Raw genomic sequence first — 13,697 nt, 5'->3', positions numbered from 1 at the left:
CGCCGCGGCGCGGCCTCCGCCTTTCCGTGGTCTCCACGAACGCTAGCCATCCCGCTTTGATTGCTGACGAGTTGCGCCGCCAAGCCGACGTGTTCCCCGACCCTACGGAGCTCAAAGCTAAAATTGGTCGCAACCGGTCTAAGCGGCCCGCACCTCGTGAGCGCAAGTCGCGCTATCGCTCGCACCAGCTCCCTCAGAGTGAGACCAGCTCAAGGATCAAGGAAAAATGATGGCGTGCTCGAAAACTGAGCTCCGAGGGCCAGCTACCAGCATGAACGGGTTGCAGGCACACGTGCTCGTTCCGGCGAGCTGAGCCCCCGAGTGGAACGCAGCGAATAAGCCCGGCATTTGCGCCGGGCTAATCGCCAATAAGGTTAGGTTCTCAACAACGGACCAACTAGAGAAAAGTCTTCGCGCTTAGTCGGTTCGGTTTCTGACATTGCAATGCTGGCCTATGAACTTCGCATGTCGTGTTGCTGCTCCGCGCTCCCGGATAGGCGTCGCGATATTGCTGCGAGGCGCACTTTGCCGGGTAACGAGGTCCGAGCAAGCAGTATTCGAAACTGATGTGAAGCTCACACCGAAACTAGTTCCGGTCAGCTGCAAAGACCGAATTCGCTGTCGCGGATCGGCAATAGTTGGTTACCAGCATGTTACAGGTGCCGTTTTGAGGAGCGGACCCAACCGCCTGTGTCGGAGCTCGGAGAACTGGAGAGCTTCGAACTAGACCCGACATGTAGAAGTGAGAGCGGTAGAATACCTGGCGGGCCAAACTTGGCAGCAGAGCAAAAGGGGGACTAACGCGGCGACGTGACAGGCCCTTTTTTCAGGACAAGCGATCGCTTCGATTCTCCTTCGACGTTGCACCTCAAAAGATGGCGACGAGCCGATCCCCTTCCCAAAGCTCAACGTTGTGCCCGCCAAACATTTGCTCGGCTCGACATCTCTGAGTTCGGCTCAACGATGCAGTCGAGCTTCGCGGCGCAGATCACTCGTCGGTTGCTGTCCATCACGAACACACTGTACCGCATGATGCTATTTGGCACCAGGGGACACGATCGTAGTCGAATGTTCGTCTAAGGCAGCGCCAAAGTAAGTGCAGGCACGAGGAGCGTTTGTACGTGTGGCAACTCGGCTCTAGAGTGCTTGCAGGTACGCAGCAATGCGATATTACCCAGGCGAATGCTGCATTCCTGCCCTCTGATTGCCCCGACTCCTCCTCTCGTTTCACGGCGCGAGCGCCCGCGTTCAGATTGCGTCGTTCCTTTGCGCGTGCAGGCTATAACGCACGTTGATGGGTCTAGAGTCCCGATGACCGAACGACGTAAATCGAAAGACATAAAGCCAACGCTGAATTGCAGGCGGCTGTTTCTTGCGAGAGTATTGCGGGGCTGAACGCGCGAGAGCAGTGCGCTTCCGAGCAAAGCAAGGAGAACATCATGCAAGACAGACGCACGCTGAGAGAACTCAGTGAGAAAGAACTAGAGCAGGTCTGTGGTGGAAAATTAACGACTGAAAACCCTGGCGGGCAGCCCCACGGTGCATCGCAGATGACCACTACTTCAGGGAATGGTAATGCCCCTCCGGGCCAAAATAAAGACCTGCCTCCGGGACTCCAGTAGTCGGCGGAACGCTGATCAAGAATTCGTCCGATACAGACCAAGGAGAATGTCATGGATACTCTGTTGAAAAAGATGGACGGTTTGAGAGAGATCACCGAAGCCGAGTTGGAATTTGTCCACGGTGGCGCACCGCCGGCCCAAGGAAGCGGCAAGAATGAAGGCGGCCACAAGGTAGACGTCTTCGCAGGGAATCCGCACGACCGCCCCGGCGCGAACGCCAAGTAAACACCGTAGTTTTGATCGCGATAGCCGTGCCCCTGCGAGGAGGCACGGCCGCCCGCGTCCACAACATAGGTGCACCGTGACGGTAGAATCGCATTGGGGCAGCCGAGCTGCGCCAGAACCGAGTCGTTGATAGCGAGGCTGCTCCTTGCAGTGCAAACCCGCCCGCAATTGTGCTGACGTGAACGCGCCAGCGGAACGACGGATCCCGTTCTCCTATGATGATATGTTCGCAAGCGGCTCGCCTGCGGTTTCAGGCAGCAGAGGGGAGGCGCTGACGGCGGAGTTGACCCGCCGCTTCGCTGACGACCGTGTCATCCGTGAGCCGATTGCGCCCCAGCTCTTGCGCCGAAGCGGCTACTCTGCGCCCGGCTTGCCCCGTACGGTCGAGCGTGTTCCGTCAGGAAGCCATCCAACTTCAGCAGCATCGGCCCTAACGGGGGACATTGCGCTGCTGTAGCTATTGTCTACAAAAATGCTGACCTGGTTCATGGCTGCAGCCGCTGTATCACTCTCCACATTCCTTAATAAGGGACAGTACGCGCAAGGAAATCGCGAGTGGATATCTCGCTCCAGTAGCGGGTACCTCAAAGGTCTTCGGTTCGCAGCAGTCAGTGCACGATTTGATCTGGTCTACCCAAGGTCCGGGTCAAAAGGGGCGGATGAGGCAAGCGCCGCCCGGCGTCTACCTACAGCCGATAGCCGACGTCAGAATAGCATCAGCATGGTTCGGCTGCGGGCCAGAAGCTGATGTGCGCCACAGAGTAGTTCCGACTAACCAGAAAATCACCGCAAATTGATGACGCCGTTCCCTTGTATGCTGCTCTGCACGCTCGGGAACGCCGCTCATTGAAAATCATTTGATTCTTTGGTCTTGGTCAGTGAGTGGAGTTGATCATGCGTCGTCTGTTTGCAGGAATCGCGATCGCGTCCTTATCTGCTTGCTTGCAGTCTCCGTGTGCTTCAGCACAGAACTTCGACGATAGATGGTCTATTATTCCGAAGGCACATGCTGAACCTGCTCCTGAAGAGAAGGAGCAAAAACAAAGTCCTCCTGAGCATATTCAGGCAGGGCCACTATGGACGCGGACGCCAGACAATCCCCGGCCTTCATTCAATAAAGTCTTCACCGGCAAAGCGTCCTTCTATTCTTATACAAAAGGCAAAACAGCTAGCGGGTCGCTCTACAATCGTGATGAGATGACGGCAGCCCATCGAAGTCTTCCTTTCGGAACTCGGGTTCGCGTCACCGACATTGCGAGTAGCAGGTCGGTCATAGTTCGTATTGCAGACCGCGGACCGTGGATTCGCGACCGCGTGCTGGACCTCTCCCTTGGCGCAGCACGCGGCCTAGGAATTACTGATCGAGGTGTGGCACAAGTTCGAGTTGAGGTCCTGTAGGTAAGCGCCGCGCTCTATGTGGCAACAGTCGTATGCGGCTGTCAGTGGGCGATTCGCCTCGGCAGCTGACGTGGGCAGAAAGTTGAGCGCGGGTCCGGTGTCTTTCCTAGGTCGGTCATGCCTTGCACGATCCTGCTCCAGGCCGCGATCGCGAGGCAATGTGGATTGTCACCGCTCACACCTGACCGACATGGGCGCGGGATGTAGTGACGCACTGCCATACCGATCAAAGCCGCGGGCAATGGGCACGGCGAAAATCTTGCCGACCAGCCGTGCAGACTCGCCAGAGGAATTGGGATGCTTCCACAGCGGCAATTAGTCCTGCCTTGCGAAGACCCTCGGCAATGCGGGCTCGCTGCGCGAGACAGGTCGGATGATCCGTTGAATCTAGTCTAGATTTTCCTGGAGGATTGACGGGAACGATTTCCGCCTCATCGGGAGGTCCGCTTTGGGTCAAACTGAGAAGTCCGGGCGCTCAACCCTCAGGTCGGCTTTGCTCCCAACTCCAGACAAGCCGCTGCGTCGGCCAAACTGACGTGATGGGCCAGAAGCGGAAGTTGAAATTGTGCGATGATCGGTTGTTGGGCATGCCCGTCGCAATCCACTAGTCCCTGCAGAGTGCAGCGATTAGCGCTCACCTTTCCGGCATTCCGGCCCTGCGTAGCCCGCTCCTGAATCGCTGATGGAATTGCGCGAACGCGGGATTGTCGTCCGGGACGTAGTCCCACTGTACCACGGCCCGGGTCCGCGTGCCAGGGAGCGCGAGATATCGTGCCAGCGTCGCGCGTGCCTCAGCGTCTTGCCCGGCTAAAGCAAGCTGTGAGGTCAGAGCGGCAAGGATGATCGGCGTCTCCGGAGAGGCGGCTGCCGCGCGCCGCAGCCATACGAGGGCCTCGTCGTCGTGGCCCATCAAGAAGTACGCCCAGCCCTTGAACAGTAGGAAGATTGGTGTTGCGGGATCACGGGGGCTCAGACGCGTTCCACGGTCGACATAGGCGAGTACCTGCTCAGGCCGAGCGAGAAAAAAGTTCAGGATTGCGAGCGCCCTGTAGGCGTCGACGGAACTCGGGTTCAGTGCCAAGCAGCGTTCGGCGGCGGCCACGCCGTCGCTCACGCGGCGTCGGCCTTCGAGCACAGTGGCTTTGGCGCAGTGTGCAGCATAATAACCAGGATCGATCTCGAGCGCCCGCGACACCAACGTGTTGGCCAGCTCCAGATCAGCCTCCCGATCGGTACTTTGCACGCGCGACACGCGCGAACCATAATAGGTCGCGAGCCGCACCAGTGCCCGAACGTTGCGGGGGTCGATGTGAAGGGCGCGTTCGCAGAGCTCGAGGCGAGGTGTCGTGACCTCGCCGGTGAGGCGATAGGCGGAAGCCTCGCACTGCATCGCCAGATCCTCGGCGTCGACATTCGACGCTGCATCGCTCGGCGAGCGCCGGACCTCCGCCTGCATCAGTTCGCCCTGAAGCGCGCTGGCCAGCCGCGCAACGATTTCATCCTGCGTCCGCAACAGATCGGCACGATTGACGTCAAAACGGTCCGACCAGAGTGTCGTCAGCGATTGCGTATCGACCAGCCTCGCATTGATGCGCAGCGATCCATCGCTTCGCAGCACGCTGCCATCGAGCGCGTAGCGCACGCCAAGCTCGCGACCGACTTGTTTGATGTCGACTTTGCCCTTCAGGGTAAGTGCGCTGCCGGCGGAGATGACCATCGAGCCGCGTAGCCGCGACAATGCGGTCGTGAGGTCTTCGGTGACGACATATCCGAGGTAATCCTGGGCTGGGTCTCCGTTCAGATTGGCGAAAGGGAGCACCACCAGCGACAGGCGAGGTGGGACACTCGTCTGTTGCCGCCAGAGGATGCCGTACCAGGCGCCGACGGCGAGCGCGAAAATGGCCGCTATCGCGAGCAGCGCTGGCGCCCATCGCCATTTTCTGATCTCATACTGTTCGGGAGCCGGTGCTTCAACGGGTGCCCGGCCGACCACACTATCGTCCAGTTTCGTCACCGGTCCGACATAGGCGTAGCCGCGCCTCGGCACGGTTTTGATCATCGTCTGGTCGGTGTCCTCAAGCGCGGCGCGCACCTCGCTCACGCAGCGGGTCAGCGAGTCCTCGGTCACGACCACGTCGGGCCAGATTTTTGACAGCAACTCGTCCTTGGTGACGAGGCGGCCGGCGTGGGTGACGAGATATTGCAGCAGGGCAAAGCTCTTGGGCCGCATTGGAATCTCGGTGCCGTTGCGGCAGAGATGGCCGAGCGAGAGGTCGAGCGTCGCTTCACCGATCAAGTACCGGTCTGTTGACATCCAGATCCTGCCCTTCCTGACCGATTTCAGCCGCAAGCGCCGCAAAGTCCGCGTATTTCAGCGCTGCGTCGGCAATTCTTCAGCGTTCCTTCAGGACGCGCAAGGGTTGCGACGACAAAAATGGCCATCCGCGCTGTGCCTAGATCCGCGCCACCATGGCAGAGGAGGGATTATCATGAGGATGACGGTTGTTCGTGGCCGGATCGGCCACCTTGCGGCATGCATGGAGATCGCTGCGGCGCTCCTTGTCGGCTCAGGCGCTCTCGCCGAACCGCAACTGCTTCTGGTCAACGCCAAGGTTTTCACCGCCGATCCCGCATTGCCCTACGCGGAAGCTGTCGCGGTCGAAGGCGGTCGTATCCTGGCGGTCGGTAGCAACGAGCAGGTGCGCGCGCTGGGCGGACCGGGTACGCGGGTCATCGACGCGGGTGGCAGGCTGGTCACCCCCGGGCTGATCGAAGCGCATGTCCATCTTGGAACCGAACTGCCGACTCGCCCGATTGCCGTGCCGAACCTGCCGTTTCCCGGCCCGACGCCTGAGCAGGTCCTGGCCGCGGTGGAGCAGGCGGCCAAGACGCGCAAGGACTGGGTCACCGCCTATGTCGGTCCGCTCATTGCGCGCGATCGCCGCAACTGGCGCAAGGCGCTGGATGCCGTTGCGCCGGAAACGCCGGTGTTCCTGCGCGGATTTTGGGGGCACACCAGCATTGTCAACAGCGAAGGCCTTCGGCGGCTCGATATCTCTGAGGACATCGCCGATCCCCTGGGCGGCTGGTGGGGGCGGGACGAAAGCGGCCGGCTCGACGGGCGAGCCTATGAGGCGGCCGAGACGATCACACCGCGCATCCGTCCCGCCACCGCCGAAGGGCTGGCAGCAAGCTTCGGCGAGGCGCAGAAGCGCTACGCGCGCTGGGGAGTGACGTCGATTCACCTGATGAATAACGACAAGTCGCTGGAGGTGACGCTTGCGGGACTCGCCGCGGCAAAGCCGCAACAGAAATGGACGGTTTATTCATGGGGCACTTGGCAAACGACGGCACAACGCATTCCGGGCGCCTGGGCCGTGATTGATGCCGCTGCCAAGCGGGTGCCGGCCAAGGTGCGTATCGAAGGACCCAAGTGGATGCTCGACGGTACGCCGATCGAACAGAATTCGTTGCAGCGCGCAGCCTACGATTTGCGCCCCGGATGGCACGGGCGGTCGAACTTTTCCGATGAGCAACTGCGCGAAATTTTGCAATTGGCCTTGGCGCGGCCGACGCAGCTCGCGCTGCACGTCGTCGGCGACGCCGAAACCGACCGCCTGCTGAACATGATGGAGCAACTCGCGCCTGCGTCGGTCTGGCGGTCGAAGCGCGTGCGGATCGAACACGGCGACGGCATCGGGCGTGACGTGTTCGAACGCGTGGCAAGGCTCGGTCTCGTCGTCATCCAGAACCCGACCCATCTTGCACTTCCGCCGATCGCGGGGAAGAAGATGCATGAGCACGACATGGTGCTAAGGAGCCTTGGCAACGCCGGCGTTCCGTTGGCGCTCGGTTCCGACGGCGGCCCGAGCGAGCAGAATCCGTTTCTGAACTTGATGCTCGCCGTGCTCGTCCCAAACGAGCCTGCCGAGGCTTTGACACGCGAACAGGCCCTGACGGCCTATACCGCCGGCGGCGCGTTTGCCGAGGGCGAAGAGCGGCGCAAGGGACGGCTTGCACCCGGTTTTGCCGCCGACCTCGCCGTGCTCTCCCAGGATGTCTTGACGATTCCAACGCCGCAACTGGCCGCCACGACCAGTCTGTTGACTATCGTGGATGGCGAAGTGATTTTCGCCGATGCGATGTTCACATCATCCAACTAGTCGGGAAGGTCCGCTTCGGGTCATGAGCGCCCTTCGGAGGGGGCGGCCGGTGCTTCCGGTCTACCCCTATGAGCCGACCACCGGCAAGCCACCTAGAGTTCGCGGGTCAGAAGCGGACCTGCTTCGGATATCAGGGCTGAGTTGATTCCGGACCAATGCCGGGTAGGCGGCACTCAGGGGCCCCAAATTCGTTTCTGAAGCACTTTGTAGCACTATGAATTGCTGCCTGTGTTGCGACAAATTCTTTGGACCAGTTGCGCATGTCGGCCTTCTGGATTGCTTCCAACATGATCCCACGCTGCGGATCGTCTCGAACTGTTCCAAGAACGATTCCCCGCCCGACGCCGACACGCGCGCAGCTATTCATGTATACGAATATCGTGAGGTACTTGGTATCGATTGATCCTTTGATCACTCGATCTACTCGCGCTTTCATGAGTGTGGCGGGTACGAAGTTTCTATCATACGCGAAGCTCACATTATCCGTCGCGTCGTAGATGGTCGCTTCGATGACCACCGGTGCGTCGATGTTGGTCGGGACGTGCTCGAAGAGAATTCCTTTTAATGAGGCCGACGTACGCGGCAACGTACAGGCCACTGCGCCAGCGCAAGCAGCGCAACATGCAATCAGACAAACAGCCCATGCGCGAATATCGGCAAGCAAGTTGTTGATCATCGAGCGACGATGCCAACTATCTGCAATGTCCGCAATGGGTCAAAATGCGAAGGACTCAGATTGAGCAAATCTGGTCGGCTCTATCCCGATGAGCGGACCTCCGACAGACGGTTCAATTTCGCAGATGGGCCATGAGCTGACATTTGTCTGCGGCCTTAACCGCCCGCTAAGCCCAACAGATCGTAACGCGGCCGCTCGCACCGCTTTTGAACCGTGTCTCCAACAGTCGCGCGCCTTCCGTTTGACATACTGGTGTCCAATCTGATAATAACAATTATGACAATCACAAAGGCGATCGCTTCACCAGGTCGGTCGTTCCGCATCGGAGCGGAGCCTCCACCCTACCGCCGCGTGCCGGCCTACCTGATCCGCCGGCTGCAGATGATTTCCACCGCCATTGTTGCGGAAGAATTCGAAGGCGAAGACATATCGGTGTTGGAATGGGCGGTTCTGATCATGGTCGAAAACCATCCCGAGATCGATCAGAGCCGTCTTGCCGAAGTCGTCGCCATTGACAGGACGAATACCGGCCGCCTGGTGGATCAGCTCGAAGCGAAGGGGCTTGTTGAACGGCGACCTCATGATTCAGATAGGCGGGTATGGATGCTTCGCTGCACCCCGCTTGGGCACAAGATCCGCAACCGGTTACGTCCGCGAGCGCTTGCTAGCCAGGAACGGCTGCTGTCGTGCCTTGAACCGGCACACCGTGAACTCTTCATCGATTTGATGTCGCAGGTGGTCACGGCAAATGAAGAATACGTCCGCCCCGGAGCCGGCCGCCGAAAACCAAAATCGCGCTAAACACCGTTGCTGAAGGAGAATGCCATGCGCATTGTCAGTCGCTCCGTCGCTGTCGTCGGTCTCCTGCTCAGCGCCATCCTTTGCTCGAGTTCTGCTGCCGTTGCCGGCGACTGGCCGCAGCGGACTGTCCGTTTAATTCTACCTACGCCGGCGGGAGCCGCAGCGGATTTCACCGCCCGGCTCTTTGCCGAGCGGCTTTCCCAACGCTGGGGACAGTCCGTCATCGTGGAAAACCGGCCGGGAGCCGATGGGGTGATGGGAGTCGCTGCTTTCCTCGGCGCCGACGACGATCATACCCTGCTTTATGCAATCTCGGCGGTAGTTACCGTCCATCCGATCACGCAACCGAAGCTGCCTTATGATCCGGTTCGTGACCTCGTCCCGATCTCCCCGACTTCGGACGTCGTCCTTGCAATTGCGGCCTCCGAAAAGAATTCAATCCGCTCGCTTGATGACTTGGTTCGAACGGCTCGCGCTCAACCGGGCAAGCTGAACTGGGCCGCTTCGCCTGGTCTTCCGCCCTTCGTTGCAGGCGGGTTCTTCAAGAGTTCGAAACTGGATCTTGCTTTTGTCTCCTATCGCGATGTTGGCCCCGCCCTCCAGGATCTTGGCGAGGGCCGCATAGATGTATTCGTTCACGCGCTGGGTGTGATCATGCCGCAGGTGCAGTCGGGCAGAGCGCGGCTGCTTGCAGTTGCTAGCGACGTTCGCGTGCCGCTTGCTCCTGATGCGCCGACCGTAACCGAAGCCGGATTCCCCGAGCTTCGAATGGACGGCGTTGTGGGATTTTACGGCAAACGCGGAATCCCCGACACATTGCGCGACCGGATCGCATCTGATGTGCGCGTCGTCGCAAGCGATCCCGGCATTCGTGAAAAACTGGCCGCCGTCGGACAGGCCGCTCGCCCAGGCACGGCTGCCGAGTTCGCCGCTTTGCTTGATCAATACCGTCGACGCCTTGCCGATCTCGCGAAAACCATCGATTTCAAAGTGACCCAGTGATCGGATGCGGCCATGTTCAGATCCGACCCTCGCCTGGAGCTATTGGGCCTGATCAATGGCTTTCAGATCACGCAGGCAATCCACGTCGCGTCAATCCTGCGAATAGCGGACCATCTGAATGATGGGGTTCGTTCGGCCGACGAACTCGCTCGCGTGACGAAAAGCCATCCCGATGCGCTGTACCGGCTGCTGCGCGCACTCGCTGCAGTCGGTGTTTTCCGGGAAGAAGAAGGCCGCCAGTTTGCGCTCACGCCCATGGGAGATTGCTTGCGCACGGATTCAGCAGCGCCACTGGGGGCGTGGGCGGAAGTCGTCGGAAGCCCCTTTTTCTGGCAGACCTGGGGCCATCTGTTGCACAGCGTCCAGACCGGCGAGAACGCATTTCAAGATCTGAATGGCAAGGACGTATGGCAGTTCCGCGCCGAGCACCCCGAATACGGCGCAACGTTCGATCGGGCAATGACGCAACTTTCACGCGGCAGCGCCGAAGCAGTGATCCGCGCCTATGATTTCTCCCCGTTTCGCCATATCGTGGACGTAGGTGGCGGACAAGGTTTGCTGCTGGCCGCGATCCTACGCGCTCACCCTCACATGCGCGGCACGCTGTTCGATCAGCCCGACGTCGTGGCGGGAGCAAAGACCCTGTTGACGGAGCGCAGCGTGATTGACCGCTGCACTATCGTGGGCGGAAGTTTCTTCGAAACGGTGCCTGAAGGCGGCGATGCCTATCTGATGCGGGTGGTTATCCACGATTGGGAAGACGACGAAGCGCTGGCTATCCTGAAAGTGTGCCGGCTCGCGATGCGCGAAACGGCAAGATTGCTTCTCATTGAACGGCTCATCGCACCTCCTAATGAAATGCCCGCGGCGAAGTTCAGCGATCTGAACATGCTGGTATCGCCGGGCGGGCGAGAGCGAACGCTCGAGGAATTTTCAGACCTCTTTACCAAATCCGGCTTCGAGTTGACGCGCGTTGCTCCCGCGGGCATCCACAATGTGATTGAGGCTGGACTGCAATGAATTCAAAAGATTGATCGCTTATCCCGGAGGTCGCACATGTCCCCTTAGGGCAACAGCAGACGTTCGGGACTGCCCAGCGCCTCAATCGTAGAAGCGAGCGGCCATCTTTAGGCTGTCGCGCTGCGCCTTGTCGTGGTTGATCCAAAGTTGCGCCTTCTCCTTTGCGAGGACCTCGCCACGGGCCTGCAACGATGCGGCAGTCTGCTCTTTGGTGAAACGAACGTGACATTCACCAGATGAACTCTGGAACGGCGCGGACGATAGCAGACCGAGAGATTTGCCGGCATGTCGCTTGCGTCACGGGCTGACACTCATGACGCTCTCCCAACGGATGGACCTTCCATCGCTACGCTGCTCTCCGGTTCCGGCTGATAATTTTCGCGGAAGTGCTTGGTGGCACCATCGATTTGAACCCAGTCATGCTTCGACTGCTCGAAAACCGATATGCCGGGGCCTGGGTATTTTGGATTTGCCATCGCGCCGACTGCAACACCGATCATCGAAGGCAAATTAGTGACTTTCCAATAGACTGTTGATCCGCACTTTGGACAAAAATAGTTATGCATTTCCCCGCCGCTTGCGGCGGCATGCGTGAACTCTGTTGAGGTTCCTAAAATGGTGACGACCTCTGCAGGGTAATACGCGCCTACACCGAACGGCGCGCCCGTTCGGCGTTGACAGTCGATGCAGTGACAAGCAACCACTATCTTGGACGGTTCTTCTGGAAGTGAGAGCGTGACCGCACCGCAATTGCACCTTGCGTAGCCCATAGCAAAGTTCCCGCCGTCTTCCGAGCGAAGCACTAGACTACAGGTTGTCTGAACAGGTGACAATCACGTGGAGGATTTGTTGCAGGGACTGTCGTTGGTCTGGCAGCCGACGTAATTGAAGCGACATGGCCTGGCGTGCAAAGATCGGCGGAGTCTCGCTGTGTAAAGACCCGCTTTTTCAGTAAGCGCTGCAAAACGTACTACGTCTGCAATGGGTCATTCACGTCGAGTTGGTCGCATCACCGCCACGTCCGGTCTGGCCTCAACTACCGACTTGCCGGACCCTATCGCGATCTTCGCCTTCGGGCCACGAGCAGACACAGCCGACCTTTATCGTCACGTTCGCTCAAGACAACGATCTGCTGCCATTTCGATGTTGCTCGGTAGTTTCGCGATCAATTCCCGAGTTGTTCAGTTTGTGATGGTCTTGGGCTTCCCGCCAACCCGCAGGAAGCGAAACGAGAGAAGCACGACTCGATCACTCACTCGATCGTGCTGTCGGCGCGAGAGAGTAGTATCGGAGCAATTTCGACACCTAACATTTTAGCTGTCTTGAGATTGATGACCAGTTCGAACTTTATCGGCTGCTCAACAGGTACGTCGGCGATCTTTGCGCCTCGCAATAGTCTTGCGACCTGGCGGGCGCATTGGTCGAAGACCGCGCTGAGGCGAGGGCCATATCCCATCAGTCCGCCCTCTTCCGCCTGCTCGGGCCATTGGAGAATGGCGGGCAGACGACGGAGCGCCAGCCGATTGCGGATTAGGTATTGGAATCTCGATGCCAAGATCGGCGAGGCCAGCAGGTTGACGGCCTCGATCTCTTCGACCTTCATGGCGTCAATCACGCGGATGAGGTCGTCCTCGGACCTCGCGGCAAACGGAACGATCTCGACGCCGAGCCTCTTGGCCGCGCTTCTGAGAGCATCCATGTTTGGAATCGGCAGGCGGTCGGCGAGAACGCCAATTCGCCGGGCACCTGGTAGTGCTTCATGCAGCAACTCCAACCGCTTCGCGTCGAGCTGGAATGCGAAGATGGCGACGCCGGTAGTGTTACCATCGGGACGCGGCATAGAGGCGACAAGCTGGCTGCCGAGCAAGTCGTCTGCGATCACCACGATTGGAATACGCCGCGTCGCTTTCTGTGCTGCACGCCCTGCTTCGGCGCCGACCGCCATCAACACATTTGGACCTGCCTCGGTCAATTCAACGGCCGCACTGTCATAAGAAGCGGGAGCCACGCCTTCGCCGCGGCTATCGATCTCAAGATTGCCACCTTTGACAAAACCGGCTCTGCCCAGCTCATCGAAGAAGCTGGGCGGAACAGGTCCCAAGGCCGCGACGCGGTACGGCCGACCAGCCCGCTGTGCGCGGGCTTCGAACGGCAATACCGCAGCGCCAGTAATCAGCGTGATAAACTCCCGCCGCTTCATGGGGGTCCCGAAAACATCTAACCGGGTTCACTCTAGCACGTTCGAGGCGAGGATTGGTGTCGGCTTCGGGGCCAGAAGCGGACTTAATGGTCCGCAAACCTTAACTGTCGAAGCCTACCGAGTAAGAGCGTGCTCGTGCTACCCTAGCGGGTATGTCGCCTTATAGCATTCGTTCCGCCCTTATGCTTGCCCTCATTGTCGGGGGTACGTCCAGCGTTTTCATCTTCATCGGCCTCAGCCTGATTAGTGTACTGATCGCGTTGGGCCTAGCCGCCCTTCTGTATATCCCACTCGCTAAGCGATACAGATGGGGCAATGAAGGGCGTCTCACGAGGCATCTCAGTCGCCCGCCGTTCGAAGACGAAAGCCGCAAATCTTATTGAATGTTTGTAGCCGCAAGGGCGGCTCGGGAAGCGAAACCAAACGTCCGCTTCGGGGTCATGAGCGCCCTTCGGAGCGCCGGCCGGCTGCTTCCGGTCCGCCCCTAAGAGCCGACCACCCGGGATGCTGCCTAGACTTCGCATTCGGGCCAAGTGCCGACCTCCATGAAGCGCGGGTGAGCCCAGGACACCTGACCTGTGTCAGGCTAG

The 13,697-nt window shown here is 59.5% G+C and carries 10 protein-coding genes and 2 pseudogenes; 7 read left to right on the top strand and 5 right to left on the bottom strand.

The features are described from left to right. Positions 1-5: 5 nt before the first annotated feature. The 3 genes and pseudogenes from ACVWYQ_RS31345 to ACVWYQ_RS31335 all read left to right on the top strand — a co-directional run. Positions 6-230, top strand: a pseudogene (locus ACVWYQ_RS31345) (NYN domain-containing protein); the annotation flags it as partial. Positions 231-1,673: 1,443 nt separating this feature from the next. Continuing rightward, positions 1,674-1,847, top strand: coding sequence for a hypothetical protein (locus ACVWYQ_RS31340; protein WP_456726780.1), 174 nt, complete (start codon positions 1,674-1,676; stop codon positions 1,845-1,847). 894 nt (positions 1,848-2,741) lie between these two features. Beyond that, positions 2,742-3,245: a septal ring lytic transglycosylase RlpA family protein gene (locus ACVWYQ_RS31335; RefSeq protein WP_456726779.1), complete on the top strand. Its 504-nt coding sequence runs from the start codon at positions 2,742-2,744 to the stop codon at positions 3,243-3,245. A 634-nt stretch (positions 3,246-3,879) separates the two neighbouring features. Here ACVWYQ_RS31335 and ACVWYQ_RS31330 read toward each other — a convergent pair. Then, entirely contained in the window at positions 3,880-5,541 is a 1,662-nt protein-coding gene (locus ACVWYQ_RS31330) for a winged helix-turn-helix domain-containing tetratricopeptide repeat protein (RefSeq protein ID WP_456726778.1), read from the bottom strand. Between the two features lie 193 nt (positions 5,542-5,734). On the opposite strand from ACVWYQ_RS31330, the gene ACVWYQ_RS31325 reads away from it, so the two are divergent. Then, the gene (locus ACVWYQ_RS31325) at positions 5,735-7,408 is read left to right on the top strand and encodes an amidohydrolase (protein ID WP_456726777.1); all 1,674 of its coding nucleotides are present in this window, start codon (positions 5,735-5,737) and stop codon (positions 7,406-7,408) included. Between the two features lie 130 nt (positions 7,409-7,538). Here ACVWYQ_RS31325 and ACVWYQ_RS31320 read toward each other — a convergent pair whose 3' ends face one another. After that, the gene (locus ACVWYQ_RS31320; protein ID WP_456726776.1) at positions 7,539-8,084 is read right to left on the bottom strand and encodes a hypothetical protein; all 546 of its coding nucleotides are present in this window, start codon (positions 8,082-8,084) and stop codon (positions 7,539-7,541) included. Positions 8,085-8,360: 276 nt separating this feature from the next. Here ACVWYQ_RS31320 and ACVWYQ_RS31315 point away from each other — a divergent pair, with 276 nt between their 5' ends. The 3 genes from ACVWYQ_RS31315 to ACVWYQ_RS31305 are packed head-to-tail and all read left to right on the top strand — an operon-like array spanning position 8,361 to position 10,907. Further along, a complete protein-coding gene (locus tag ACVWYQ_RS31315; RefSeq protein WP_456726775.1) occupies positions 8,361-8,885 on the top strand; it encodes a MarR family winged helix-turn-helix transcriptional regulator in 525 nt (174 codons plus the stop codon). A gap of 24 nt (positions 8,886-8,909) precedes the next feature. Beyond that, positions 8,910-9,887 carry a Bug family tripartite tricarboxylate transporter substrate binding protein gene (locus ACVWYQ_RS31310; protein ID WP_456726774.1) on the top strand — a complete coding sequence of 326 codons (978 nt, stop codon included), beginning with the start codon at positions 8,910-8,912 and terminating at the stop codon, positions 9,885-9,887. Positions 9,888-9,899: 12 nt separating this feature from the next. Beyond that, entirely contained in the window at positions 9,900-10,907 is a 1,008-nt protein-coding gene (locus tag ACVWYQ_RS31305; protein WP_456726773.1) for a methyltransferase, read from the top strand. An 81-nt stretch (positions 10,908-10,988) separates the two neighbouring features. Here the strand turns inward: ACVWYQ_RS31305 and ACVWYQ_RS31300 are convergent. From ACVWYQ_RS31300 to ACVWYQ_RS31290, 3 genes and pseudogenes are all read right to left on the bottom strand, one after another. Beyond that, a pseudogene (locus ACVWYQ_RS31300) lies at positions 10,989-11,117 on the bottom strand (N-acyl homoserine lactonase family protein); the annotation flags it as partial. A 101-nt stretch (positions 11,118-11,218) separates the two neighbouring features. After that, a complete protein-coding gene (locus tag ACVWYQ_RS31295; protein ID WP_456726772.1) occupies positions 11,219-11,677 on the bottom strand; it encodes a GFA family protein in 459 nt (152 codons plus the stop codon). 482 nt (positions 11,678-12,159) lie between these two features. Next, a complete protein-coding gene (locus ACVWYQ_RS31290; RefSeq protein ID WP_456726771.1) occupies positions 12,160-13,107 on the bottom strand; it encodes an ABC transporter substrate-binding protein in 948 nt (315 codons plus the stop codon). Positions 13,108-13,697: the final 590 nt, after the last annotated feature.

The organism is Bradyrhizobium sp. USDA 3397, from assembly GCF_054060965.1.
This window is presented reverse-complemented; position numbering and strand designations above follow the sequence as displayed.